The organism is Streptomyces turgidiscabies Car8 (genome assembly GCF_000331005.1).
GTDB classification, from domain to species: Bacteria; Actinomycetota; Actinomycetes; order Streptomycetales; family Streptomycetaceae; genus Streptomyces; species Streptomyces turgidiscabies.
Map to the genome: position 1 here is coordinate 1 of NZ_AEJB01000689.1, position 22,736 is coordinate 22,736.

At 70.4% G+C, this 22,736-nt stretch carries 25 protein-coding genes; 16 read left to right on the plus strand and 9 right to left on the minus strand.

Features of this window, described 5'->3' with window-relative positions; translation table 11 throughout:
- Positions 1-52 precede the first annotated feature (52 nt).
- Positions 53-985: an RNA polymerase sigma factor SigF gene (locus STRTUCAR8_RS47810; protein WP_059073293.1), complete on the minus strand. Its 933-nt coding sequence runs from the start codon at positions 983-985 to the stop codon at positions 53-55.
- 289 nt (positions 986-1,274) lie between these two features.
- Between STRTUCAR8_RS47810 and STRTUCAR8_RS47815 the strand changes: the two genes are divergently transcribed.
- The 6 genes from STRTUCAR8_RS47815 to STRTUCAR8_RS47840 all read left to right on the plus strand — a co-directional run bounded on the left by STRTUCAR8_RS47815 (position 1,275) and on the right by STRTUCAR8_RS47840 (position 6,641).
- Entirely contained in the window at positions 1,275-1,679 is a 405-nt protein-coding gene (locus tag STRTUCAR8_RS47815) for an STAS domain-containing protein (protein WP_006383786.1), read from the plus strand.
- Between the two features lie 184 nt (positions 1,680-1,863).
- Positions 1,864-2,349, plus strand: a complete 486-nt coding sequence (locus STRTUCAR8_RS47820; protein ID WP_006383784.1) for an ATP-binding protein — start codon at positions 1,864-1,866, stop codon at positions 2,347-2,349.
- Between the two features lie 170 nt (positions 2,350-2,519).
- On the plus strand, positions 2,520-3,275 hold the full coding sequence (locus STRTUCAR8_RS47825; RefSeq protein WP_006383775.1) for an LPXTG cell wall anchor domain-containing protein: 756 nt from the start codon (positions 2,520-2,522) through the stop codon (positions 3,273-3,275).
- A gap of 38 nt (positions 3,276-3,313) precedes the next feature.
- Positions 3,314-4,183, plus strand: coding sequence for a COG1470 family protein (locus STRTUCAR8_RS47830; protein ID WP_006383763.1), 870 nt, complete (start codon positions 3,314-3,316; stop codon positions 4,181-4,183).
- On the plus strand, positions 4,183-5,313 hold the full coding sequence (locus STRTUCAR8_RS47835) for a hypothetical protein (protein WP_006383761.1): 1,131 nt from the start codon (positions 4,183-4,185) through the stop codon (positions 5,311-5,313). The genes STRTUCAR8_RS47830 and STRTUCAR8_RS47835 overlap by 1 nt, the downstream gene beginning before the upstream one ends.
- Positions 5,314-5,333: 20 nt before the next feature.
- The gene (locus STRTUCAR8_RS47840) at positions 5,334-6,641 is read left to right on the plus strand and encodes a hypothetical protein (RefSeq protein ID WP_006383776.1); all 1,308 of its coding nucleotides are present in this window, start codon (positions 5,334-5,336) and stop codon (positions 6,639-6,641) included.
- A gap of 325 nt (positions 6,642-6,966) precedes the next feature.
- Here STRTUCAR8_RS47840 and STRTUCAR8_RS53680 read toward each other — a convergent pair whose 3' ends face one another.
- On the minus strand, positions 6,967-7,125 hold the full coding sequence (locus STRTUCAR8_RS53680; RefSeq protein WP_006383779.1) for a hypothetical protein: 159 nt from the start codon (positions 7,123-7,125) through the stop codon (positions 6,967-6,969).
- Positions 7,126-7,423: 298 nt separating this feature from the next.
- Positions 7,424-8,347 (minus strand): NmrA/HSCARG family protein, encoded by a 924-nt coding sequence (locus tag STRTUCAR8_RS47845; protein WP_006383766.1) that lies wholly within the window; start codon positions 8,345-8,347, stop codon positions 7,424-7,426.
- A 95-nt stretch (positions 8,348-8,442) separates the two neighbouring features.
- On the opposite strand from STRTUCAR8_RS47845, the gene STRTUCAR8_RS47850 reads away from it, so the two are divergent.
- From STRTUCAR8_RS47850 to STRTUCAR8_RS47860, 3 genes are all read left to right on the plus strand, one after another.
- Positions 8,443-8,886 (plus strand): MarR family winged helix-turn-helix transcriptional regulator, encoded by a 444-nt coding sequence (locus STRTUCAR8_RS47850; RefSeq protein WP_044474154.1) that lies wholly within the window; start codon positions 8,443-8,445, stop codon positions 8,884-8,886.
- Between the two features lie 305 nt (positions 8,887-9,191).
- Positions 9,192-9,869: a response regulator transcription factor gene (locus STRTUCAR8_RS47855; protein ID WP_006383781.1), complete on the plus strand. Its 678-nt coding sequence runs from the start codon at positions 9,192-9,194 to the stop codon at positions 9,867-9,869.
- 159 nt (positions 9,870-10,028) lie between these two features.
- Positions 10,029-11,303 carry an ATP-binding protein gene (locus STRTUCAR8_RS47860; RefSeq protein ID WP_006383769.1) on the plus strand — a complete coding sequence of 425 codons (1,275 nt, stop codon included), beginning with the start codon at positions 10,029-10,031 and terminating at the stop codon, positions 11,301-11,303.
- Positions 11,304-11,389: 86 nt separating this feature from the next.
- On the opposite strand, the gene STRTUCAR8_RS47865 is transcribed toward STRTUCAR8_RS47860, so the two are convergent.
- The gene (locus STRTUCAR8_RS47865) at positions 11,390-11,971 is read right to left on the minus strand and encodes a GtrA family protein (RefSeq protein ID WP_006383782.1); all 582 of its coding nucleotides are present in this window, start codon (positions 11,969-11,971) and stop codon (positions 11,390-11,392) included.
- A 144-nt stretch (positions 11,972-12,115) separates the two neighbouring features.
- Between STRTUCAR8_RS47865 and STRTUCAR8_RS47870 the strand changes: the two genes are divergently transcribed.
- The 4 genes from STRTUCAR8_RS47870 (at position 12,116) to STRTUCAR8_RS51115 (ending at position 15,349) form a co-directional block, all read left to right on the plus strand.
- Positions 12,116-13,276, plus strand: coding sequence for a 5-(carboxyamino)imidazole ribonucleotide synthase (locus tag STRTUCAR8_RS47870; RefSeq protein WP_100247815.1), 1,161 nt, complete (start codon positions 12,116-12,118; stop codon positions 13,274-13,276).
- Complete coding sequence (gene purE, locus STRTUCAR8_RS47875) at positions 13,273-13,815, plus strand: 5-(carboxyamino)imidazole ribonucleotide mutase (protein ID WP_006383771.1); 543 nt, start codon at positions 13,273-13,275, stop codon at positions 13,813-13,815. Before STRTUCAR8_RS47870 ends, purE begins: the two co-directional genes overlap by 4 nt.
- A 5-nt stretch (positions 13,816-13,820) precedes the next feature.
- Entirely contained in the window at positions 13,821-14,999 is a 1,179-nt protein-coding gene (locus STRTUCAR8_RS47880) for a dipeptidase (RefSeq protein ID WP_006383762.1), read from the plus strand.
- Between the two features lie 122 nt (positions 15,000-15,121).
- On the plus strand, positions 15,122-15,349 hold the full coding sequence (locus STRTUCAR8_RS51115; RefSeq protein WP_006383768.1) for a DUF397 domain-containing protein: 228 nt from the start codon (positions 15,122-15,124) through the stop codon (positions 15,347-15,349).
- A 238-nt stretch (positions 15,350-15,587) separates the two neighbouring features.
- On the opposite strand, the gene STRTUCAR8_RS47885 is transcribed toward STRTUCAR8_RS51115, so the two are convergent.
- Complete coding sequence (locus tag STRTUCAR8_RS47885; RefSeq protein ID WP_006383778.1) at positions 15,588-15,983, minus strand: hypothetical protein; 396 nt, start codon at positions 15,981-15,983, stop codon at positions 15,588-15,590.
- Positions 15,984-16,019: 36 nt separating this feature from the next.
- The gene (locus STRTUCAR8_RS47890; RefSeq protein ID WP_006383773.1) at positions 16,020-16,874 is read right to left on the minus strand and encodes a helix-turn-helix domain-containing protein; all 855 of its coding nucleotides are present in this window, start codon (positions 16,872-16,874) and stop codon (positions 16,020-16,022) included.
- A 354-nt stretch (positions 16,875-17,228) separates the two neighbouring features.
- Between STRTUCAR8_RS47890 and STRTUCAR8_RS47895 the strand changes: the two genes are divergently transcribed.
- Positions 17,229-18,377 carry a dipeptidase gene (locus tag STRTUCAR8_RS47895; protein WP_006383772.1) on the plus strand — a complete coding sequence of 383 codons (1,149 nt, stop codon included), beginning with the start codon at positions 17,229-17,231 and terminating at the stop codon, positions 18,375-18,377.
- 23 nt (positions 18,378-18,400) lie between these two features.
- Here the strand turns inward: STRTUCAR8_RS47895 and STRTUCAR8_RS47900 are convergent, their stop codons facing one another.
- Entirely contained in the window at positions 18,401-18,796 is a 396-nt protein-coding gene (locus STRTUCAR8_RS47900) for a VOC family protein (RefSeq protein WP_044474152.1), read from the minus strand.
- Positions 18,797-18,838: 42 nt separating this feature from the next.
- The gene (locus tag STRTUCAR8_RS47905; RefSeq protein WP_006383783.1) at positions 18,839-19,198 is read right to left on the minus strand and encodes a VOC family protein; all 360 of its coding nucleotides are present in this window, start codon (positions 19,196-19,198) and stop codon (positions 18,839-18,841) included.
- A 123-nt stretch (positions 19,199-19,321) separates the two neighbouring features.
- Here STRTUCAR8_RS47905 and STRTUCAR8_RS47910 point away from each other — a divergent pair, with 123 nt between their 5' ends.
- Positions 19,322-19,831 carry a CGNR zinc finger domain-containing protein gene (locus tag STRTUCAR8_RS47910; protein ID WP_006383770.1) on the plus strand — a complete coding sequence of 170 codons (510 nt, stop codon included), beginning with the start codon at positions 19,322-19,324 and terminating at the stop codon, positions 19,829-19,831.
- 152 nt (positions 19,832-19,983) lie between these two features.
- Here STRTUCAR8_RS47910 and STRTUCAR8_RS47915 read toward each other — a convergent pair whose 3' ends face one another.
- A complete protein-coding gene (locus STRTUCAR8_RS47915) occupies positions 19,984-21,327 on the minus strand; it encodes a UDP-glucose dehydrogenase family protein (protein ID WP_006383764.1) in 1,344 nt (447 codons plus the stop codon).
- A 225-nt stretch (positions 21,328-21,552) separates the two neighbouring features.
- Between STRTUCAR8_RS47915 and STRTUCAR8_RS47920 the strand changes: the two genes are divergently transcribed.
- Complete coding sequence (locus STRTUCAR8_RS47920) at positions 21,553-22,710, plus strand: acyl-CoA dehydrogenase (protein WP_006383765.1); 1,158 nt, start codon at positions 21,553-21,555, stop codon at positions 22,708-22,710.
- The last annotated feature ends 26 nt before the right edge of the window (positions 22,711-22,736 follow it).

Consider the following 22,736-nt stretch of genomic DNA (forward strand, 5'->3'; position numbering starts at 1 on the left):
TCCCTCCCGAACGGACGCCGGTTCTCGACGTCCCGACGGCGAACCCCGACCGTCACTCCTCGACGGTCAGGCCCTTGCGCAGTCGCTGCAACGTCCGTGACAGCAGCCGCGACACATGCATCTGGGAGATGCCGAGTTCCTCGCCGATCTCCGACTGGGTCATGTTGGCGACGAACCGCAGCGAGAGGATCTGCCGGTCCCGGGGCGGGAGTTCGGCGATAAGCGGCTTCAGGGACTCGACGTACTCGATGCCCTCGATGCCGTGGTCCTCGTAACCGATGCGGTCCGCGAGCGCGCCCTCGGAGTCGTCCTCCTCGGGTTGCGCGTCGAGTGAGCTGGCGGTGTAGGCGTTCGAGGCCGCCATGCCTTCCACGACCTCGTCCTTGGAGAGGTCGAGACGTTCGGCCAGCTCGCCCACGGTGGGGGCGCGGTCGAGCTGCTGGGCCAGTTCGTCGCCGGCCCGTGCCAGGTCCAGCCGGAGCTCCTGGAGCCGGCGCGGGACGCGGACGGACCACGACGTGTCGCGGAAGAAGCGCTTGATCTCGCCCACGATGGTGGGCAGGGCGAACGTCGGGAACTCGACGCCGCGGCTCAGTTCGAAGCGGTCGATCGCCTTGATCAGGCCGATGGTGCCGACCTGGATGATGTCCTCCATCGGTTCGCTGCGCGAACGGAAACGGGAGGCGGCGAACTTGACCAGCGCGAGGTTGAGCTCGACGAGCGTGTTACGGACGTACGCGTAGTCGTGCGTGCCTTCTTCGAGGGACTCCAGTCGCGCGAAGAGGGTCTTGGACAGGGCCCGGGCGTCGACCGCCCCCACCTCGTCGAACGGCGGGATCTCGGGGAGCCCGTGCAGGGCCTCCGGAACGCGCGGGCCGGGGAGGTGCTGTTCCAGTTGCTGGGAGTCCGTGTTTTCCGGAGGGGGTGTCGACGTCGCCCAGTGGGTATGCGATGCGTCGAGCCGGGGTGACATGGTGTCCTCCATGGTTCTCGGCATAAGGCTGCCGAAGCCGGGGTGTGCGGTGCGGTGTGCGGCGCCTCCAATGCCGGCCGTGTCGGGTGCGTGTCTCGGGCCGGCTCGCTGGGGGAACTGGCTCAGTACTAGGCCTACCCGGTTTCCCGAGCCCGCCGCAAGTGCGTTCCCTTCCCATATGTCCGTATTTGGGCTTTAGTTCAGGTGTCGGAGAGTGTGAGGAAGGCGTAGTGTTCGTGGACGTCAGTTGGGCGCGAGCAAGCGCCGCCAAGCAGCAGAGGCCTCGGGAGAGAGGGACGGCATGGACCGCGAGACGGTCGGCAACGCACAGTCTGGCCGACTTCTGGTGGAGGTTCGGCAGGACGGCCCCAGCGCCGTCGTGACGCCGACGGGTGAGCTCGATCACCACACCGCCGATCTGTTGCGTGAACCACTTGAGGACTGCCTCGCGAAGGGCGTCGCGCGGCTGGTCGTCGACTGCACACGGCTGGAGTTCTGCGACTCCACAGGCCTCAACGTGCTGCTCGGCGCCCGCCTGAAGGCGGAGGCCGCGGGTGGCGGGGTGCACCTCGCCGGAATGCAGCCAGTGGTCGCGCGAGTGTTCGAGATCACGGGCGCGGACGCCGTTTTCACCGTCCACGAGACTCTCGCCGACGCCCTCGTCGACGAGTCGCCCGGGTCCCCCGAGCACCTCGAATCCTCCTAGCCTTTTCGGCCGGGTCCTCCTGGCCGGCCGGGCCGGTTCCCGAGCGCGCTCTTTTTGGGGGGTGTTCTGTCGGTTCCGCCGGGCAGGAGACATTCTGAATATGCACACAAGGGCGTGCGTAAAGGAACTGTGTTGAATGACGACCGTGTACGCGCAACTGGTGAATCGGTGAGGTGAAGCGCTGATGAGCACCACCCGGCCAGACTCGCCGGGCTCCCCGGAGTCCTCCGAGTCCTCCGAGTGCGGTGGCGCCTCCGGGGGTCGTCAGACCCGAAACCTGAGTTTCGGGGGGCAGAGCGGTGTCGTTCCGCTCGCCCGTGACTTCGCCCGGCAGGCGCTGTACGCGTGGGGGTGGCTGCCCGCCGCGACCGCCGACCGGCGGGCCGCCGCCGAGGACGTGCTGCTGGTCGTCTCCGAACTCGTCACCAACGCCTGTCTGCACGCCGAGGGCCCGGACGAGATGTGGATCACCTGCGACAACAAGGTGATCCGCGTCGAGGTCTCCGACCGGGGCACGGGCCAGCCCGCCCCGCGCACCCCGCACCGCGCCGGGCGCCCCGGCGGTCACGGGATGTTCATCGTGCAGCGCCTGTGCCTGGACTGGGGAGTCGTGCGGATCCCCGGCGTCGCGGGCAAGAGGGTCTGGGCGGAGCTGGGCGCTCCGGCGTAGTTCCCGCCGTTCCGGCGCGATGTGCACCACTGGGATCAGGCCGAATTGCCGCCGATCCGGTGTGTGCTGTGTCTTCCAACTGTTGGTCCCTCGGCGTACCTTGACGGCCGATCCGCGATCTGATGTGCCGTCAGAAATGCCGCCAGGACCGCCAGGAATGGGGGACGACGATGTCGTACCACCGGACATGCCGCCGAACGCACCCGAAACGCGCCGCCGCGCTCGCGTCCGCCGCGGCCCTGGCCGGATCGGCGGTACTGCTGGCCGCTCCCGCCGCCCGGGCCGAGGTCGTGGACGTCAACTACCGTTGCGACACACCGATCGGCGTGAAGAGCGCCCTCTCGTCCATCGACATCAAGGCCGTGCGGAGCGGCGCCGCCTACAAGGTGACGATGTCCTGGCAGAAGGGTGTCTCGTCCAGCCCGGTCGAGCTGGGCAAGGGCGCGATGAGTCCGAGCGCCACGATCAAGCTGGGCGGCGCGGACAGCGGCACGCTGAACGTCAGCGGGCCCGCGAACGAGGCGGCGCTCCCCGCCAACACCCCCATCAAGATCAATGACCTGAGCGGCACGTACACGCCGTCGAAGAACGGCAAGGTCACCTTCACCGCGGGCATCCTGACGATCAAGGCCGCCGGTACGACCACCACCTGCACGCCCACCAACAACCCCAAGCCGTCCCTGACGCTCGACGTCACAGGCGCCTCCGGCGGCGGCGACACAGGCGGCACCAGCAGTACGGGCGGCAGCAGCACCACCGGCGGTACGGGCGGCGGCGGACTCCCGCAGACCGGCCCCGAGGACTCCTTCGTCGCGCTGGGCACGCTCGGAGCCACCGTGCTGCTCGCGGGCGCGGCGGGCACGCTGTGGCTGACCCGCAGGAACCAGCCTGGAACGGTACGACGGCAGCCGACGGCACGCCGCTGAGGCCCGTACGAGACCCGTACGACTTCCGGGAGCCGCCGATGCGTGTCCTTCGCCCCAGCCTCAGCCGCCACCGCCTTCTCGGGCTGCTCGGCCTCGTCGCGCTGCTGTCCGCGGAGACGCCGGCCGCCGCCGACGAGGGCTGGTCCGTCAGGCCGCTGGGCACCGGCCGGCCGTACTTCTACGCCGAGGGCACCCCGAAGACGGTTCTCCAGGACACGCTCTCCGTCCGCAACCCGACGAACCGGACCCTCGGCGTACGGCTGACCGGCAGCGGTTGGATCACGCTCGCCGCCCCCGAGGTCGAGGTCCCCGCCCGGACGCGTGCCGACGTGCCCTTCACAGTGCGCGTCCCCGAGGGCACGCCTCCCGGTGACCGCACCGCGACGATCACCGCCCGGGCGTCGGGCCGGACCGAGACGGTACGCATCCGACTCCGGGTCGGCGGACCCCGGTTGCCCGCGCTGACCGTCGAGCACGTGGCGGTACGGGGCGACCGCATCGCGTACGAGCTGGTCAACCGCGGTACCACCGACCTGACCCCGACCCTCGCCGTCCGCGCGGACGGTGTCCTCGGCCCGCTCCTCGACCGGGCCCCGCGCACCCTCCCCGTACGCCTGCCGCCGGGCCGGCGCCTCGCCCTCACCGAACCCTGGTCCGAGCGCCCCGGGTTCGACGCCGTCGACGTGCGGCTGACGGTCACCGCGGCGGGCGGGACGGTACGCGACGAGGCGGGCACGTCGGTGCGGTTCGTGCCGTGGGGCGGGGTGGCGGGGGTCGCGGGGGCGCTGACGGCGGGCGTGGCCCTCGTGGCCGTACGACGGCTCGGGCGCCGCAGGCGGGACGAACAGCCGCGCACGCAGCAGGAGTTGGTGGCCAGGACGGACGAACTGACGGGGGCGATGACGTGATGCGGCGGATTCCTGCACTGGTCGCGGCACTGGCGATCGCTCTGCTGTGGGTACCCACGACCACCGCGACGGCTGCCGACGGGCCGACCGTCAAGGTCTCCGAGCCCCAGGCGGGAACCGGCGGTTCCCTCGTCGTGACGGGGGCGGGCTGGCAGCCGAAGACGCTGCTGATGATGCTGATCTGCGGCCGGTCCGCGCCGGGCCGGGGAGTGATCGGTGGCACCAACTCCTGTGCCAACGCGGACGGAAGAGCCGTCACCACGGACGCGAACGGCGGCTTCAGCAAGAGCCTCCCGGTGGTCGAACCGCCCGTGCCGTGTCCGTGCGTGGTGCATGTGGTGACGGTGACGGGCTCGTCACCGGCGGCGGGCGACGCGGCGTTCCAGGTGGCGGGGCACCCCGTCGAACCGTTGCCCGCACAGGTCGGCACGGGCCGTCTCTCGGTCCTCACCGACCCGCTGCTGGACGGTTCGAGCGGGCTGCTGACCTGGTTCGGGGCGCCTCCCGGGCGGACGCTGGCGGTCACCGTCGGCAACCTCGGCACGGCGGCGGTCAAGGACCCGGTCTTCCAGATAGGCACCTCCCACGGGGTGTTCGCCCCGCAGTGGGACGAGCAGCAGTGGCGCGGCACGATCCCGCCGGGCGGGAAGGCGCGCGTCGAACTGCCGGTGACCCTCGCGAGCGGGGCGCACGGCGACTACACGGTCTCGCTGAAGTACGGCGGGAAGGTGCTCGCGGAGCAGCCGTGGGGCGTGGGCCGGCCGTGGGGCGTGACCCTGTTCTGGGTCCTGGCGGGTGTCGTCGTACCGGCGGCGCTGTTCCGCGTCGGGATGGCGGTGGTGGACCGGGTACGGCCACGCGGACCGGGCGGCGCAGGTGGAGCCGGCGGACGGGCGCCGGTGCGGCACGGCAGGGCGCTGCGGAGACCCGAACCGACCCTCCGGATGCCCCGGTTGAGCGGACGGAAGGGCCATGAACAGCCCGAGCCGGTGGCCGCCTCAACGACCCTGCCGTGGTTCACCCCCGAGGCCGACCCGGGAGCGGGCACGGACGCGGGCATCGGCGCGGGCGTCGACACGGGCGCGGGCACTGCGACGACCAACACGACGAAGACGAAGGGGAACACGTGAGAACGCAACGGAGACGGAGCGTGAGTGCGGCAGGGGCCCTGTTGCTGCTCGGCGGAGCGGGAGGTGTTCTGCTGGGCCTGGCCGCGGCGGGGCCCGCCCAGGCCGCCGAGGTGTCGTACGCGACCAAGTGCGTGCCGCCGGCGGCCTCCGGGCTGGAGCCCGTCAACGGCACGACCAAGGTGCAGATCACCGCGCCGGCGACGGCGAAGGTGGGCGACGAGGTCGAGGTGGTCTGGCAGTTCACGCAGGCCGCGTCCAAGAACCCGGACCTGATCGACCTCCCGGCCAACTCGGTCCAGCCGAGCGGGGTGTTGAAGGTCGGCGGGGCGCAGACGGCCGACGTCGCGATGGTGGGCCCGCGACAGAACCCGGCGATCCCCAAGGGCGGGGCGATGATCCTGTCCGCCATGGGGGGCAAGGTGAAACTGACGACGGCGGGAGACGTGACACTGACGCCGGACGCGTACACGATCAACGCCTTCGGGACGGACACGAAGTGCACGCCGACCGAGCCGGTGCGGTCGGCGGCGACGATCAAGGTGACGGCAGGGGACGGCGGTTCACCGACGACGTCCACCTCACCGACGCCGACAGCGACGGACTCCACCTCCCCGACGCCCACTCCGACCCCGACCGATTCGGACGACGAGAGCGCGTCACCGAGCACCTCGGCGAGTCCGACGGACGACGGCCAGACGGACTTCACCGGCAAACTCGTCGAGGTCCCGTACAAGTGCGTGACGCCCATCGGGGACAAGGACGTGACGTCCCCCATCCAGATCAACGCCAAGAAGAACGGCGGGAGTTACGACATCACGGTGCAGTTCAAGGGCTCCGTGATGAACAGCCCGGCCGACCTGCCGGCCAACTCGGTGAACCCGTCGATGGACGTCGTGCTGGGCGGCTCCGACACGGGCAAGGTCCATGTCGTGGGCCCGGCCAACACGGAGCCGATCAAGACCGGGGACGCGATGACGATCTCCGACATGACAGGAACGTACAAGCCGGGTGCGACCGGTCAATCGACCCTGGCACCAGGCGTGTTGACGGTGAGCGCCCTCGGCACGACGACCACCTGCACCCCGACCACGACGATGGTCTCCCTGACTCTGGACACGGAGGAACAGGCGAGCGGGGCGTCGGGCGGTTCCTCGACGTCGGGCGGCACGACGTCCGGCTCCGGCGGTTCGTCGACCAGCGGCGGCCTCGCCAACACGGGCGCCGAGAACAACGGGGCCCTGAAGGCGCTGGGCCTGGTGTCCGGCACGGTGATCCTGGCGGGCGTGGCGGTGTTCACGTTCATGCCGGGACGGCGTCGCCTGCGCTGACCGCCCAGGTCGGGACCCCGCTCCGGAGTGTGCGACCGGGCGGGGTCCGGCGTTCTCCCGTGCCGTTCAGGTGCGGGGCGTCCGGGGGACCGGCCCGGAGCCGTACGTGCGCGTCGCTGACCGCGGGGCGTGGAGTGCTGGGCGCGGGCGCGGAGTCATGACGAACTCCGCCGCCCGTGGCCGTCGTGCTCCCGCAACTCCCGCTCGCAGTCACCGACTTCACTCGTACGTCCGGCCTCCCGAGCCGCGTCCCGCTGTGCGGTCAGCGCCTCGCACACGTCACAGGGTGGCGTCTGCGCAGGCGTGGGGGACGTGGCGGCCGTGTTCACACCGACCACCGTGCGAGGGCGGCCTCCAGCGAGCGCAGAACCTCGGGGGTCGGCGCCGCCCAGGCGCCGGACGGGGTCCAGGAGGGGGCGGGGGCGGCGCGGTGGGTGGTCGCGCGGGGGCGGCGGGGGAGACGGGGGAGGGAGTTCGTCGTCATGCGGTCACTCCTCGGGTGGAGGCTCCGGCGCCAGAGCTGTGACGCACACGGTCGCCGGATTACGGTGCGTGTTCAGGCAGTAGGACGAGCATGCCGCGTCAGTAGGGCGGAAACCGTGTGGACAGGGCCGGATGCCCACGTTCGGCGGGCCTATTTCCCCTACGTCCATCGGCGACACACAGTCACCACGGTCGTACGTCGGGTCGAACTCCCCGCCCGCTGAGGGACGTACGCCTGCGACGACCGCCGGCCGCCGCGCCCACCCGGATGCGGCGGCCCACGCTGCCCGAACGACGGTTCACCGCGCGGGCGTCAGATCCCAGCTCTGCGCTCCCGCCCAGTCGGCGAAGCGCTGCCACCCCACCTCGGGGTGGTCGCGGCGCAGGCCCTCGACGTCGACGTTGAGGCCGCTGGCGGTGAAGTAGCGGAACATGGCGGCCAGATCGGCGGAGTGCGCCTCGATCCGGGCGAGCGGAACCTGCGTGAACTCGATCGGACGGCCGCAGACGGCGGAGAGGATCCCGGCGATCTCCGAACACGTCACGCGGTCGGACGCCAGGTCGATGCGCCGCCCGGCGAACTTCTCGGGGTCTCGCAGGACGAGCGCCGCGAACGCGCCGATGTCGGCGGCCGGGATGAACGGCAGAGCCAGGTCGGCGGGCAGGGGCAGGGCGAACCGGCCCTCACGCAGACCGCTCAGCGTCCACTCGCCGGTGTAGTTGTCCATGAACAGGCCCGGTGCGATGACCGTCCAGGGGATGCCCAGCTTCCGCAGACGGAGCTCGACCTGGTGCTTGGTGTCGAAGTGGGGGATGCCGGTGCCTCGGTCCGCGTTGGCGGCCGAGGTGAACACGATGTGCCGGACGGTTCCGCTCGCGGCGGCGGCGTCGAGCAGCGCGACCGCCTGCCGCACCTCGGTGTCGGTGTCATCCCCGGTGTCGTTCCCGGCGCCGCGCCCGGTGTCGCCGCCGTAGCGCGTGGACATCGCGAACAGCGCGTCGACGCCGGCGAGCGCGGCGTCCAGGCCTGCCCGGTCGTCGAAGTCGGCGTACGCCACCTCCGCGCCGAGCCGGCGCAGCTCCTCGGCGGCCGTGGACGACGGGCGGCGCGTCAGCGCGCGTACGCGCGACCCGTGGCGGAGGAGGGCCCGGGCGGTGGCGCCGCCCTGGGCGCCGGTCGCGCCGGTGACAGCGATGACGGGCTGATAAATTGTCTGCGTCATGCAGTAAACGTACAGACATTATCTGCGTCGCGCAGATATTTTCGTAGCCGTCGCCGCGCGGCTGCCAAGGAGGGGCCGTGTCCCGAGACGACCGGATGGCCGGCCTGGAGCTGGACTCCCGCCGGTATGTGGCCTCCTATGTGCTCTTCAATCAGGCGGTCGCCGACCAACTCGGGATGCATCCGACGGACGTGCAGTGCCTCAGCCTGCTCGGCATCGAGCCGGGGCCCTTCACGACCGGCAGGATCGCCGAGCTGACCGGCCTCACCAGCGGCTCGGCGACCCGGCTCGTCGACCGCCTGGAGAAGGCCGGCTACGTCACCCGCCGACGGGACGATGAGGACCGGCGACGGGTCCTGGTCGTGCCGGTGGCGGCGGCCATGCGGCGCCTCGGCGAGTTCTGGGGCACGCTCGGCGAGGGCTGGCGGGCCACGTTCGAGGGCTACACCGAGCAGGAGCTGGCGCTGCTCGGCCGGCACATGCGCCGGACGACCGAACTGGCCCAGCGGCAGATCGAGTACCTGCGCTCCCAGGCGTAAACGGGACCTTCGGCGGAAAAAGCGCCAAGATCCATGAGTGCGGTGAAAGGCCTCTTTCTGTGCACGGTGTTGCACAGTAGTAAATAGAAGGATTTGAGATGTAAATCACAGGTGGCGGATGGGTCTCGGTCGCTCATTCCAAGGTAAGAGACAGGTTCTCGCCGTATAGGCGCAGGTTCGGCCGGTGGTGGGCGGCGAGTGCGGGCCGTGCCGCCCCGGGTGCCCTCGTCCCGGCGTCCGAAGGTAAGAAGCAAGAACGCCTGGTCACACCCCGGGCCGCGTCCAGAGCGGTCTACCATCAGCTCATGACCCGTGTACTGCTCGCTGAGGACGACGCGTCCATCTCGGAGCCGCTGGCCCGCGCACTGCGCCGGGAAGGTTACGAGGTCGAGGTGCGCGAGGACGGCCCGACCGCGCTCGACGCCGGCATCCAGGGTGGTATCGACCTGGTCGTACTCGACCTGGGACTGCCCGGCATGGACGGCCTCGAAGTGGCCCGCCGGCTGCGTGCCGAGGGGCTGACCGTCCCGATCCTCATCCTGACCGCGCGCGCCGACGAGGTGGACACCGTCGTAGGCCTCGACGCGGGCGCCGACGACTACGTCACCAAGCCCTTCCGGCTCGCCGAACTGCTCGCCCGCGTCCGGGCCCTGCTGCGGCGCGGCGCGTCCGAGCCGCAGCAGCCGCCCGCCACCCACGGGGTGCGCATCGACGTCGAGTCGCACCGCGCGTGGATGGGTGACGAGGAACTCCAGCTCACGGCGAAGGAGTTCGACCTGCTGCGGGTGCTCGTGCGCGACGCGGGGCGGGTCGTGACCCGCGACCAGCTGATGCGCGAGGTGTGGGACACGACGTGGTGGTCGTCGACCAAGACGCTCGACATGCACATCTCCTGGCTGCGGAAGAAGCTGGGCGACGATGCGGCGAACCCTCGGTACATCGCGACTGTCCGGGGTGTCGGTTTCCGGTTCGAGAAGAGCTAGCCGGCCGACTACGCGCGTAACCCTCCGGGGGGCTTGCGGCTGTCGTGCGGCTGCCGGCCCTGGGGCTGGTCGCGCAGTTCCCCGCGCCCCTGGAGGCGCCCCTGACGGGGCTGCCTCCGGGGCGCCTGGTTGTCTTCATGCCATCGTCCGGAGAGCGCCGTGCGTCGTCGTCTTATTCAGTCCACCCTTGCTGTCGTCCTCGTGGTGATCGCCGTCTTCGGGGTGTCCCTCGTCATCGTCGAGACGCGGACCATCAGCTCCAGCGCCCAGGAACGGGTGGACTCCGAGGCCGTGCGGCTGGCCAGCATCGTGGACAGTCGCATCCTCGGGGACGAGCAGATCAACTCCAAGGTGCTGGGCGGCCTCGTCACCGGCGACCGGTACGCCGTGGTGCGCATCCCCGGCCGCGCGCCCATCGAGGTCGGGGACCAGCCCGTCGGTGACGTCATCTCCGCCGAGGAGGACGGCGAGGAGGGTGAGACCGTCCGGGTCGAGGAACCCCGCTCGTCCGTGACCCGCGAGGTCGGCCGCACCCTGCTGATCATCGGCGCCGTCGCCCTGCTCGCCGTCATCGCCGCCGTCCTGCTCGCCGTACGGCAGGCCAACCGGCTCGCCTCGCCGCTCACCGACCTCGCCGAGACCGCCGAACGCCTCGGCTCGGGCGACCCGCGCCCCCGGCACAAGCGGTACGGCGTCCCGGAGCTCGACCGGGTCGCGGATGTGCTGGACAGCTCGGCGGAACGTATCGCCCGGATGCTCACCGCCGAACGCCGGCTGGCGGCGGACGCCTCGCACCAGCTGCGTACGCCCCTCACCGCCCTCTCCATGCGCCTCGAGGAGATCACCCTCACCGACGACCCGGACACGGTGAAGGAGGAGGCCACGATCGCGCTCACGCAGGTCGAACGCCTCACGGACGTCGTCCAGCGGCTCCTCACCAACGCCCGCGACCCGCGCACCGGCTCCGCGGTCTCCTTCGACCTCGACGAGGTCATCCAGCAGCAGCTCGCCGAGTGGCGCCCCGCCTACCGCAGCGAGGGCCGCGCCATAGTCAGCTCAGGCAAGCGGCATCTGCAGGCCGTCGGCACCCCGGGGGCGGTCGCGCAGGTACTGGCCGCGCTGATCGAGAACTCCCTCATGCACGGTGGCGGCACGGTCGCGCTGCGCACCCGTGTCATCGGCAACCAGGCCGTGGTCGAGGTCACGGACGAGGGGCCCGGCGTCCCGGCCGACCTCGGTGCCCGGATCTTCGAGCGGGCGATCAGCGGCCGCAACTCCACCGGCATCGGCCTCGCCGTCGCCCGCGACCTCGCGGAGGCCGACGCGGGCCGTCTGGAGATGCTCCAGGCACAGCCGCCGGTCTTCGGCCTCTTCCTGTCCCGGACGCCGCTGAAGAAGCCGCAGGGGGACGAGGAGGAGCGGACGGTCAGGTAGGCGCCCTCAGAGGGGCGCGGGGCTGTATCGATACGCGGCTCCGCCGCGTGGGCGCGACAAGCCACGACGGTGCCGCACCGGACCGCTCAACCCACCCGCTGACGCTGATTCCGGCGCCCGGGAATCGTCCCACCCTCGGGGCGCTCCTCGAGGAACGATTCGGCGCTGGCGACCGCCTCACGCGCCGGAAGCGTACGGAACACCCACGTACGGTACGACCAGAAGCGGAACAGGGTCGCGACACCGATCCCGACGAACTTGAAGACGTTGCTCTGCAGCGGGCTGTCCAGGCCGAAGCCGTACGTCGCCGCGTAGAGCACGCCGTTCTCGATGACCAGCCCGACCGCGCTGAACAGCAGGAACAGCGTCAGTTCCTTCGTGCGGCCGCTCTTGTCGCGGTCCCGGTACGTGAAGTAGCGGAAGCCGACGTAGTTCGAGCAGATCGCGACGACCGTGGCGGTCACACTGGCCCGGACCACCGGCAGATCGGTCGTACCGCGCACCAGGTTGAACACGAGCAGGTTGACGAGAAGCCCCGCCGTGCCCACCGCCCCGAACTTCGCCACCTCGGCCGCGAACTGGTCGAATCGGCGGCGTACGGCGCTCCGGGGCGGGGTATGAAGCCCGTCGGAACCGTCTTTGGAACCACGTTTGGAACCACGTTCCATGGTCTGTCGGCCCCCGTCTGTGGGATCGCAGTGTGGGATTTCGTCAACCCAGCCATGCTAACCACCCCCTATGGGGCTTGCCTGTGCGCATCGGGTCACAGACGTGTAATCGGGCCACGATGGCCGGGCCGATACTCTTGGCGGGTGACGTTCCCGGTAGTCGGCATGGTCGGCGGGGGGCAGCTCGCTCGTATGACACACGAGGCGGGCATCCCGCTCGGCATCAAGTTCAAGGTCCTCAGTGACACCCCGCTGGATTCCGCGGCGCAGGTGGTCGGTGATGTCGTCATCGGCGACTACCGCGACCTGGAGACGCTGCGTGCGTTCGCGCAGGGGTGTGATGTGATCACTTTCGATCACGAGCACGTCCCGACCGAGCATCTTCGGGCCCTGGAGGCGGACGGTATCCCTGTCCGCCCCGGCCCCGACGCGCTCGTGCACGCTCAGGACAAGGGCGTGATGCGGGCGAAGCTCGACGAGATCGGGGTGCCGTGCCCGCGCCATCGCATCGTGCGCGACGTCGAGGACGTGGTGGCCTTCGCGGCCGAGGGCCTCTCCGAAGGAGACCAGGGCGACGGTTTCCCGGTCGTCCTCAAGACGGTCCGCGGCGGCTACGACGGCAAGGGCGTGTGGGTCGTCCGCTCGGCGGCGGACGCCGCCGACCCCTTCCGGGCCGGCGTGCCGGTCCTGGCCGAGGAGAAGGTCGACTTCGTACGGGAACTGGCGGCGAACGTCGTCCGCTCCCCGCACGGCCAGGCCGTCGCGTACCCGGTCGTCGAGTCGCAGCAGGTCGACGGCGTGTGCGACACGGTCATCGCCCCGGCGCCCGGCATCGCGGAGGAGCTGGCCCTCCAGGCCCAGGAGCTGGCCCTGGGCATCGCCAAGGAACTCGGCGTCGTCGGCCACCTCGCCGTCGAACTGTTCGAGACCCACGACGGTCGCATCCTCGTCAACGAACTGGCGATGCGCCCCCACAACTCGGGCCACTGGACGATGGACGGCGCGATCACGTCGCAGTTCGCCAACCACGTCCGCGCCGTCCTCGACCTCCCGCTCGGCGACCCCCGACCGCGCGCGAAGTGGACGGTCATGGCGAACGTCCTCGGCGGCGACTACCCCGACATGTACTCCGCGTACCTGCACTGCATGGCCCGCGACCCGCAGCTGAAGATCCACATGTACGGCAAGGACGTGAAGCCCGGCCGCAAGGTCGGCCACGTCAACACCTACGGCGACGACCTGGACGACGTGCTGGAGCGCGCCCGTCACGCAGCCGGCTATCTGAGAGGCACGATCACCGAATGAGTTCCGTCGCAGGCCCCGTCGTGGGCATCGTCATGGGTTCGGACTCCGACTGGCCCGTCATGGAGGCAGCCGCCCAGGCCCTCGACGAGTTCGAGATCGCCTACGAGGTCGACGTCCTCTCCGCGCACCGCATGCCGCACGAGATGATCACGTACGGCGAGCAGGCCGCCGACCGCGGGCTGAAGGCGATCATCGCGGGCGCGGGCGGCGCGGCCCACCTGCCCGGCATGCTGGCGTCGGTGACCCCGCTCCCGGTGATCGGCGTCCCCGTCCCCCTCAAGTACCTCGACGGCATGGACTCGTTGCTGTCGATCGTGCAGATGCCGGCGGGCGTCCCGGTCGCCACCGTCTCGGTCGGCGGCGCGCGCAACGCGGGCCTGTTGGCGGCCCGCATCCTGGCCTCGCACGACGAGGAACTCCTCGGCCGGATGCGGGAGTTCCAGCAGGAACTGAACGACCAGGCCACCGAGAAGGGCAAACGCCTGCGCGCAAAGGTCGAGAGCGGCGCGGGCGGCGGCGGCTTCGGTTTCGGGAAGTGACCTCCGTGAGCTCACTGGAGCGGGCCCGGGAACTGCTGCGCGAGTTCCCGGTCGTCGACGGCCACAACGACCTCCCGTGGGCGCTGCGCGAACAGGTCCGCTACGACCTCGACGCCCGCGACATCGCCACCGCCCAGCACACCCACCTGCACACCGACATCCCGCGCCTTCGCGAGGGCGGGGTCGGTGCGCAGTACTGGTCGGTGTACGTCCGCTCGGACCTGCCGGACGCGGTGCCCGCGACGCTCGAACAGATTGACTGCGTACGTCAGTTGATCGCCCGGTACGAGGATGACCTGCGGCCCGCGCTGACGGCCGCCGACATGGAGGCGGGGCGGCGTGAGGGCCGTATCGCCTCCCTCATGGGCGCCGAGGGCGGTCACTCGATCGCCAACTCCCTCGGCACCCTGAGGGGGTTGTACGAGCTGGGCGTGCGGTACATGACGCTCACCCACAACGACAACGTGGCGTGGGCGGACTCGGCGACGGACGAGCCGGGCGTCGGCGGTCTGTCGGAGTTCGGCCGCGAGGTCGTTCGGGAGATGAACCGCCTCGGCATGCTGGTCGACCTCTCGCATGTCGCCGCGACGACGATGCGGCACGCGCTGGACACGTCCGTCGCGCCGGTGATCTTCTCCCACTCCTCCTCGCGCGCGGTGTGCGACCACCCGCGCAACATCCCCGACGACGTGCTGGAACGCCTGCCCGTCAACGGCGGGATGGCGATGGTCACCTTCGTACCGAAGTTCGTGCTCCAGGCCGCCGTCGACTGGACGGCCGCCGCGGACGACAACATGCGTGCCCACGGCTTCCACCATCTCGCCACGACCCCCGAGGCGATGAAGGTCCACCGGTCCTTCGAGGAGACCAACCCGCGCCCGGTCGCCACGGTCTCGACGGTCGCCGACCACCTGGACCACATGCGCGAGGTGGCCGGAATCGACCACCTGGGCATCGGCGGCGACTACGACGGCACGGCGTTCACCCCGGACGGCCTGTCGGACGTCTCCGGCTACCCGAACCTGATCGCGGAACTGCTGGACCGGGGCTGGTCCAAGGGTGATCTTGCCAAGCTGACCTGGGGGAACGCGGTGCGGGTGCTGGGGGCGGCGGAGGATGTGGCACGGGAGGTGCGGGTGGGGCGTGGGCCTTCCCACGCCACGCTGGAGCAACTGGACGGGTGAGGGGCGCCCGGACCCCCAGAACGCGCCAGAGGGGCGACCGTCTGTTGAACTGCGGCCACAACGGGTAAGAACCGTAGGCGCGTTCGGCGTTGCTCGGAGCGGGGCGAGATATCGAGGGGGCGGTGTTGGCCAGGGATCGGGGTGCCGTCGTCTGGCGGAAGAGCAGCTACAGCGGTGGCAGCGGTTCGGGAGATGGGGGATGCTGCGAGATCGCCACGCTTCCAGGGACGGTCCGCGTCCGCGACTCCAAGCAACCGGACGCCGCGCTGGTGACCTTCACAGGAGAAGCCTGGTGCGCGGCGATAGCGTTGTTCGTTGCCTCGGATGTCACCGGGCGGGGTCACGTGTGATTGGCACGGTGAAGCGAACCGAGTACGGGATGTGAGATGAGCGGCGAACACCGAGAGCGGACGGTGACCAGGTACCCCGGGCTGGCCGGGTATTGCGTGGTGACCGGTGTGCTCGCCGTGGCTGCGGGGGCGGGCGTTTCGCTGTTGGGCGGCAGCCTGTGGACGAGGCTCGTGATGTGGCTGGCGGTGCTCGTGGCTGTGTCCGCGGCGGCGGGCTGGTGGTGGGTGCGTTCACCGGCTACGGCTCGCCATTGGACGGTGGATCTTCTGTTCCGTCCGGCAACGAGGAACGTACCGTCTCGAAGGTCATGACGAAGCCCCAGATCGTGAGCGGTCCACCGCCGAAGGCGACGGCAAGACAGAACCAGGGCGGTACGCCCATCCCGATACCTGCGAAGGCCACCAGGGTGAGGGTGGTCGACGAGAACACGACCAGGGCCGCGAGATTGCGCAGGAGTCTGATCGTGTCGTCAACGTCGGCCCGCCCGCGTCCGGCGCCGGGCAGATGCGCAGGTGTTTTCTCGGTAGCGTCGGCAGAGGGCCCGGGCCCCAGGAAAATGTTGTAGTTGGGTCCAGTGCGACGAGGGCGACCGGGGTCCAACTCCGGTCCCGTGCACTCGTCGTCGCTGTCCATGGCATCCCCTGGGCCTAAGCGCTCACTGACTGGACGTCAGGATCGGTGGAAGTTTTCGATCAGGTCGTCGAACAGTGCCATCGTGTCCTCCTGGCTTAGTGCCTTGTTCTGGAGATCTTCGAAGCACTCCTGGTAGCGGGCGACCAGTTCCCGGTCGTCACGGTTGGTGAGCGTGCCGCCGGGGCCGCTGACGTACAGAACGTCCTCGTCGTCGCGAAAGCCCAGGAGGAAGAAGCTGCTGTCCAAGCTGTCATGCACGCCGGCGGTGAAGGGCAGGGCACGCAAGGTGGCCCGTCCGTCGTCGACGAGGCTCTTGAGGAAGGCCAGTTGACGCCGCATGGTTGCCGGGCCGCCGATCTGACGGCGCAAGGCGGCCTCGTCCAGGATCACCTCGACCCGGGGGCCGTCCTCCTGAAGGACCCTTTCCTGCCGGGCCAGCCTCAGGTCGATGAGCTGCCGGGCCTTTGCACCGGGCTCACCGATCTCGAAGAGGGCGGTGACGTAGTCCGAGATCTGCAGCTGGCCCGGAATGAGACTCGGGTGGTAGCCCCGGATGACGTTCGCCGCGCTCTCGTAGCCCAGATACTGGTTGAACGGTTGGCTGATGACGTCGTTGTACGCGGACCACCAGGACTGCCCCTTGCTTCCCCTGGCCGCTTCCTCCAGGTCCGCGACGACTTCAGGGTCCTCCACGCCGTACTCCAGGAGCATGGCGCGCAGATCCGTGACGGACAGACTGACCGTTCCCGCCTCGATGCGGATCAGCTTGGACAGCGACCACTCCAGCGCGTCGGCCGCGTCCCGCTGTGTCAGACCGCGTTTGTCGCGGGCTGCCTTCAGCGCCAGTCGCAGCTTGCGGCGATTGAGACTCGGGTCCACGGCCGTGGGCATGATGCTCCTCAGGAATTTGACAGCGGCGGTTAGGCACTGGTCGTGCCGAAACTTCGCCATAGTAGTAGGTCGACTCGCGTCACCTCGAATCGGCATTACTCCAACAGACGTAAGCTTGCCGCCGCCGTCTTAATGGGGCTACCCAATCGACACATGTCTAATCGACGGGAGCTGTTGGAGAGGCGTGAAGTTGTGCGGGTCACATGGAGAGGGCAGCCAAATGCGGCAGGTGGGGTGCGGGGGACTTGTGGGGCGTACCCCCGAACGCCCCACCCACCAGGAAGCCCCCTCGCCTCCGTGCGACGGTGACCGTATTGCGATCACGAGGTAGATCACGACGTACGGGAGCCCGTCATGGCCGACCTGCAGGACGAACTGCGCACCACAGCCGAGGTCGGAAAAGTCGACCCGCCGGCCCCCGCGCCGGAGCCCGACGAGCCACCCGGTGACGCCATGGAGGCGGAGCTCGCGCTGGCCCTCCTCGCCGACCCGGACGCCGATCCTCTCGACCGCGCCCACGCCCTCCTGGCCGCGAACCCCGTCGCCGACGGCTACAGCGGGCTGCCCTGGGCGTTGCGGCACCTGCCCTGGTACGACCTGGAGCTCGGTGAGAGCACCGTCGACACCGATGTGCCCCGGATGCGACGCGGCCACGTGGGCGCACTGTTCTGGGCGCTGCACCTGCCGGAGGGCCTCACCGGTGACCGTGCGGTGGGCGCCACCCTGGAACAGCTCGACCTGGCCAGGACGGTGGCCCGGAGCCACCCCGAGGGCCTGCGGCTCGTCGGCACCGCCGGGCAGGTCACCGACGCGCGCAACTGCGGCCGGGTCGCCGTCGTCCTCGGGCCCGCCGCCGCGGCCGCCCTCGACGACTCGATCGGCATCCTGCGCGTCCTGCACTCCCTGGGCCTGCGCGTGCTCACCCTCGCCGGGACGTCCTGGGCGAGCGAGGCCGGGCTGACCCGCTTCGGCGAGGAGGTGGTCCGCGAGATGAACCGGCTCGGCGTGCTGGCCGACCTCTCGGGCGCCTCCCCGGCCACCATCGACCGGGCCGTCACGATCTCCAAGGCGCCGGTCCTGTGCACCCGCTCCGCCGCCCGCGCCCTGCGCCCCCACCCCGCCAACCTCCCCGACGAGACGCTCGCCGGGCTGGGCGCGGCCGGCGGCCTGTGCCTGGTGCCGCTGACGGCCGAGCAGACCGGGCCGTCCGTCCGTGACGTCGCCGACCATCTCGACCACGTCCGTGCGGTCGCGGGCCCGGAGTGCGTCGGCCTGTCCGGCACGTACGACTCCGGCAGCGCCCACCCGCAGGAACTCGGCGACGCCTCCTGCTACCCGAACCTGATCGCCGAACTCCTGCGCCGGGGCTGGACCGAGCCCGACCTCACCCTGCTCACCTGGGGGAACGTCCAACGCGTGCTGCGCAGCGCCGACTTCACCGCCAAGGCGGCCCAGCAGCGCCGCGAACCGTCGACGGCACGGATCGCGGAGCTGGACGACTGACCTGCCTCAGCGGCTCGCGGGATTCAGGCGTGCTCGACCCGGCAGAGGCAGAACGGATGCCCCGCCGGATCGGCGTACACCCGGAAGTCCCGCTTGCCGTCCTGGTCGTCCAGATCCAGCGGGCGGGCGCCCAGCGCGAGGACAGCCTTCTCGGCCGTGTCCAGCTCCGCCCAGGTGGAGCCGGCGTCCAGGTCGAGATGGAACTGCTGGGAGTCGCGGTCGGCCCGCGGCCACTCGGGCGGGGAGTATCCGGGCGCCTGCTGGAAGGCGAGGCGCGGCCCGCCGGGGACCTGGAGGACGACCCACTCGGGGTCCTCGTCCGCGGGCGTACCGCCGACGACCTGAGCGTAGAAACGGGCCAGCGCGCGAGGCTCCGGACAGTCGACGACGACGGTACGGAAACGGGCTACGGGTGTCATGGTTCCTCCGGTCGATACTGCCGATGCGCCCATGAGAGTTGTTCAGCCCGCGCAGAGGCAGAACGGGTGCCCCGCCGGGTCCGCGTAAACCCTGAAGGAGCGGGCCCGGTCCTCCGTGTCCAGCGGCTTGGCGCCCAGCGCGAGCACCTCCCGCTCGGCCGCGTCCAGGTCGGCCACGGTCACGTCCAGATGGAACTGCTGCGAGGCGTCGGTGGACGGCCACTTCGGGGGTACGTGACCGGGAGCGGCCTGGAAGGCCAGCTGCGGCCCCTCCGGGATCCGCAGGTCGACCCAGTCCTCCTGGACCTCGGGGGTGCCGCCCAGCAGCCCGGCGTAGAAGGCGGCGAGCGCGCCGGGGTCGGGACAGTCCAGGACGACGCTGTCGAACTTGGCGATGGCCATGACTTCCTCCGTTGTCACCTGTTGACGGTTACCTGCAACCGTTACCTGTTGATGGGGCTCATACGGTAACGGTTACCGGATGCCCCTGCATAGGAGGTAACGCGAGGAGGTACCGTCGCCGGTATGAGCGAGATCGTGGCCGCGCCCCGAGGGCTGGCCCTCGTGGAGGCACTGGTGAACACCAGGGGCCTGGAATCGGGCCGGGACGCGCTGAACACCGCCGAGGGGCGTGCCGCGTTCGGTATCGCGGAGATCACCGAACGGGAACTGGCCGCCGTCAAGGAGTTGCGGGAGTCCCTGCGCGCGGTCTGCCTCGCGCACGCCGGACATCCACCGCACGAGCCCGTCACGCCCTTGGGCCAACTACTGTCCCGCGCCCCGCTGTTGGTGACCGTCGACGAACGGGACGGCTCGGCCCGGCTGACCGCCGCCGAGGAGGGCCCGCTGCTCTCCCGCGTGGCCGCGGCCGTCGCGGAGGCCCTCACCGACGGCACCTGGCTGCGCCTCAAGGCCTGTGAGCTGCCCGAGTGTCACTGGGCGTACTTCGACCGCAGCCCCGCCCAGCGCCGGCGCTGGTGCTCCATGGAGGGGTGCGGGGCACGCGCGAAGATGCGGCGGTACCGCGCCAGGTAGCGGTTTCGCGCGAAGGGGCCGCCCGGGATGTGGAATGCGCTTCCCGAAGGGTGGCCGGGATGTGGAGAATGGAGCGGGCGCCGGTCCGGCCGACTGAGCCTCGGCCGGACCGGCGTTCTTCCCGGGGGCGTACGACCGGGCGCCGGCCCCGTTCAGGCGGTCGGGCGCCCCATGGCCCGGTACGTCCACCCGGCCCGCCGCCACAGCTCCGGGTCGAGGGCGTTGCGCCCGTCCAGCACGAGCCGGTGGGCCACCGCCTCGCCCAGCGCCGCCGGGTCCAGCTCGCGGAACTCCCGCCACTCCGTCAGGTGCAGTACGGCGTCGGCGCCCCGGACCGCCTCCAGGGCCGTGTCGGCGTACGCGAGCGTCGGGAAGACCCGTCGCGCGTTGGCCATGCCCTTCGGGTCGTACACCGTCACCTGGCCGCCCTGGAGGTGGATCTGCCCGGCGACGTTCAGGGCCGGCGAGTCGCGGACGTCGTCCGAGTCGGGCTTGAAGGTGGCGCCGAGCACCGCGACCCGCTTCCCGAGGAACGGGCCGCCGCCCAGCGCCTGCCGGGCCAGCTCCACCATCTGGCCGCGCTGGCGCATGTTGATCGAGTCGATCTCGCGCAGGAAGGTCAGCGCCTGGTCGGCGCCCAGCTCCCCGGCGCGCGCCATGAACGCCCGGATGTCCTTGGGCAGACAGCCGCCCCCGAAGCCGATCCCGGCCCGCAGGAACTTCTTGCCGATCCGGTCGTCGTACCCGATCGCCTCGGCGAGCTTCGCCACGTCCCCGTCGGCGGCCTCGCAGACCTCCGCCATGGCGTTGATGAACGAGATCTTGGTGGCGAGGAAGGAGTTCGCGGAGGTCTTCACCAGCTCGGCGGTCGGGAAGTCGGTGACGACGAACGGCGTCCCCTCCTCGATCGGCGTGGCGTACACCTCGCGCAGCAGCTTCTCGGCCCGCTCGCTCCGTACGCCGACCACGAGCCGGTCCGGGTGCAGCGTGTCCTGGACGGCGAAGCCCTCGCGCAGGAACTCCGGGTTCCAGGCCAGCTCGGCGTCGGCGCCGGCCGGCGCCAGTCCGGAGATCGTGCGGGCGAGGCGGTCCGCCGAGCCGACCGGCACGGTCGACTTGCCGACGACGAGGGCGGGGGAGGTCAGATGCGGGGCGAGGGACTCGATCGCGGCGTCGACGTACGACATGTCGCTGGCGTACTCGCCGTGCTTCTGCGGGGTGTTCACGCAGAGGAAGTGGATGTCGCCGAAGGCGGCGACCTCGGCCCAGTCCATGGTGAAGCGCAGCCGCCCGGTGGAACCCTCGATCCCGGCGACGTGCTTGCGCAGCAGCTCGTCGAGCCCGGGCTCGTACATGGGGGCCCGGCCCTGCCGCAGCAGGTCGATCTTCTCCTCGACCACATCCAGTGCCAGCACCTCGAAACCGAGTTCGGCCATGGCGGCGGCGTGGGTGGCGCCGAGGTATCCGGTGCCGATCACGGTGATCTTGAGAGCCATGGGTGCGTGCTCCTGGAGTGTGGCCTGGGGGTGGTCGTGTGTGCGATGGCGAGCATAGTCGCGGGCCTGCCAGGGGCTGTTGCGGCCCCGCGCCGGGCAGAATCCCCCCTGTCGCCAAGCTCACGTCACACTCGGGTGGGCAGGCCCTTAAAATTCGGATTGTCTACAGGGTTACTTAACGGTAGTTAGCGTCAGTCACACAGCGTCTTTGGAGCGTGAGAGACCTTGGCCGGATCGGCTGATTTCGACCTGTACCGCCCGTCGGAGGAGCACGACATGCTCCGCGACGCGATCCGCTCCCTGGCCGAGGCGAAGATCTTGCCGTACGCCGCCGCGGTGGACGAGGAAGCCCGCTTCCCCCAGGAGGCGCACGACGCGCTGGTGGCCAACGACCTGCACGCGGTGCACGTACCCGAGTCGTACGGCGGCGCCGGCGCCGACGCGCTGGCCACGGTGATCGTGATCGAGGAGGTCGCACGGGTGTGCGCGTCCTCGTCCCTGATCCCGGCGGTGAACAAGCTCGGCTCCCTCCCCGTCATCCTGTCCGGCTCGGAGGAGCTGAAGAAGAGGTACATGACCCCGCTCGCCAAGGGCGACGGCATGTTCTCCTACTGCCTCTCGGAGCCCGACGCGGGCTCGGACGCGGCCGGCATGAAGACGAGGGCGGTCCGCGACGGCGACTTCTACGTCCTCAACGGCGTGAAGCGCTGGATCACCAACGCGGGCGAGTCCGAGTACTACACGGTGATGGCCGTGACCGACCCGACCAAGCGCAGCAAGGGCATCTCGGCGTTCGTCGTCGAGAAGTCCGACGAGGGCGTCTCCTTCGGCGCCCCGGAGAAGAAGCTCGGCATCAAGGGCAGTCCGACCCGCGAGGTCTACCTCGACAACGTGCGGATCCCGGCCGACCGCATGATCGGCGAGGAGGGCACCGGCTTCGCCACCGCGATGAAGACGCTGGACCACACCCGCGTCACGATCGCCGCGCAGGCGCTGGGCATCGCGCAGGGCGCCCTCGACTACGCCAAGGGGTACGTCAAGGAGCGCAAGCAGTTCGGCAAGCCGATCGCCGACTTCCAGGGCATCCAGTTCATGCTCGCCGACATGGCCATGAAGATCGAGGCGGCCCGCGCCCTGACCTATCAGGCCGCGGCGAAGTCCGAGCGCGGCGACAAGGACCTCACCTTCCAGGGCGCGGCGGCGAAGTGCTTCGCGTCGGACGTGGCGATGGAGGTCACCACGGACGCGGTCCAGCTGCTCGGCGGCTACGGCTACACCCGTGACTACCCGGTGGAGCGGATGATGCGCGACGCCAAGATCACCCAGATCTACGAGGGCACCAACCAGGTCCAGCGGATCGTGATGGCCCGCAACCTCCCGTAACCGGACCGGACCGGACCGGACCGGAC

Bases quoted from the DNA above. Each gene is read 5' to 3' on its own strand.
- STRTUCAR8_RS47810 (WP_059073293.1), bottom strand. From the start codon at position 985: ATGGAGGACACCATGTCACCCCGGCTCGACGCATCGCATACCCACTGG.
- STRTUCAR8_RS47815 (WP_006383786.1), top strand. From the start codon at position 1,275: ATGGACCGCGAGACGGTCGGCAACGCACAGTCTGGCCGACTTCTGGTG.
- STRTUCAR8_RS47820 (WP_006383784.1), top strand. From the start codon at position 1,864: ATGAGCACCACCCGGCCAGACTCGCCGGGCTCCCCGGAGTCCTCCGAG.
- STRTUCAR8_RS47825 (WP_006383775.1), top strand. From the start codon at position 2,520: ATGTCGTACCACCGGACATGCCGCCGAACGCACCCGAAACGCGCCGCC.
- STRTUCAR8_RS47830 (WP_006383763.1), top strand. From the start codon at position 3,314: ATGCGTGTCCTTCGCCCCAGCCTCAGCCGCCACCGCCTTCTCGGGCTG.
- STRTUCAR8_RS47835 (WP_006383761.1), top strand. From the start codon at position 4,183: ATGCGGCGGATTCCTGCACTGGTCGCGGCACTGGCGATCGCTCTGCTG.
- STRTUCAR8_RS53680 (WP_006383779.1), bottom strand. From the start codon at position 7,125: ATGACGACGAACTCCCTCCCCCGTCTCCCCCGCCGCCCCCGCGCGACC.
- STRTUCAR8_RS47845 (WP_006383766.1), bottom strand. From the start codon at position 8,347: ATGACGCAGACAATTTATCAGCCCGTCATCGCTGTCACCGGCGCGACC.
- STRTUCAR8_RS47850 (WP_044474154.1), top strand. From the start codon at position 8,443: ATGGCCGGCCTGGAGCTGGACTCCCGCCGGTATGTGGCCTCCTATGTG.
- STRTUCAR8_RS47855 (WP_006383781.1), top strand. From the start codon at position 9,192: ATGACCCGTGTACTGCTCGCTGAGGACGACGCGTCCATCTCGGAGCCG.
- STRTUCAR8_RS47865 (WP_006383782.1), bottom strand. From the start codon at position 11,971: ATGGAACGTGGTTCCAAACGTGGTTCCAAAGACGGTTCCGACGGGCTT.
- purE (WP_006383771.1), top strand. From the start codon at position 13,273: ATGAGTTCCGTCGCAGGCCCCGTCGTGGGCATCGTCATGGGTTCGGAC.
- STRTUCAR8_RS47885 (WP_006383778.1), bottom strand. From the start codon at position 15,983: ATGGACAGCGACGACGAGTGCACGGGACCGGAGTTGGACCCCGGTCGC.
- STRTUCAR8_RS47890 (WP_006383773.1), bottom strand. From the start codon at position 16,874: ATGCCCACGGCCGTGGACCCGAGTCTCAATCGCCGCAAGCTGCGACTG.
- STRTUCAR8_RS47895 (WP_006383772.1), top strand. From the start codon at position 17,229: ATGGCCGACCTGCAGGACGAACTGCGCACCACAGCCGAGGTCGGAAAA.
- STRTUCAR8_RS47900 (WP_044474152.1), bottom strand. From the start codon at position 18,796: ATGACACCCGTAGCCCGTTTCCGTACCGTCGTCGTCGACTGTCCGGAG.
- STRTUCAR8_RS47905 (WP_006383783.1), bottom strand. From the start codon at position 19,198: ATGGCCATCGCCAAGTTCGACAGCGTCGTCCTGGACTGTCCCGACCCC.
- STRTUCAR8_RS47910 (WP_006383770.1), top strand. From the start codon at position 19,322: ATGAGCGAGATCGTGGCCGCGCCCCGAGGGCTGGCCCTCGTGGAGGCA.
- STRTUCAR8_RS47915 (WP_006383764.1), bottom strand. From the start codon at position 21,327: ATGGCTCTCAAGATCACCGTGATCGGCACCGGATACCTCGGCGCCACC.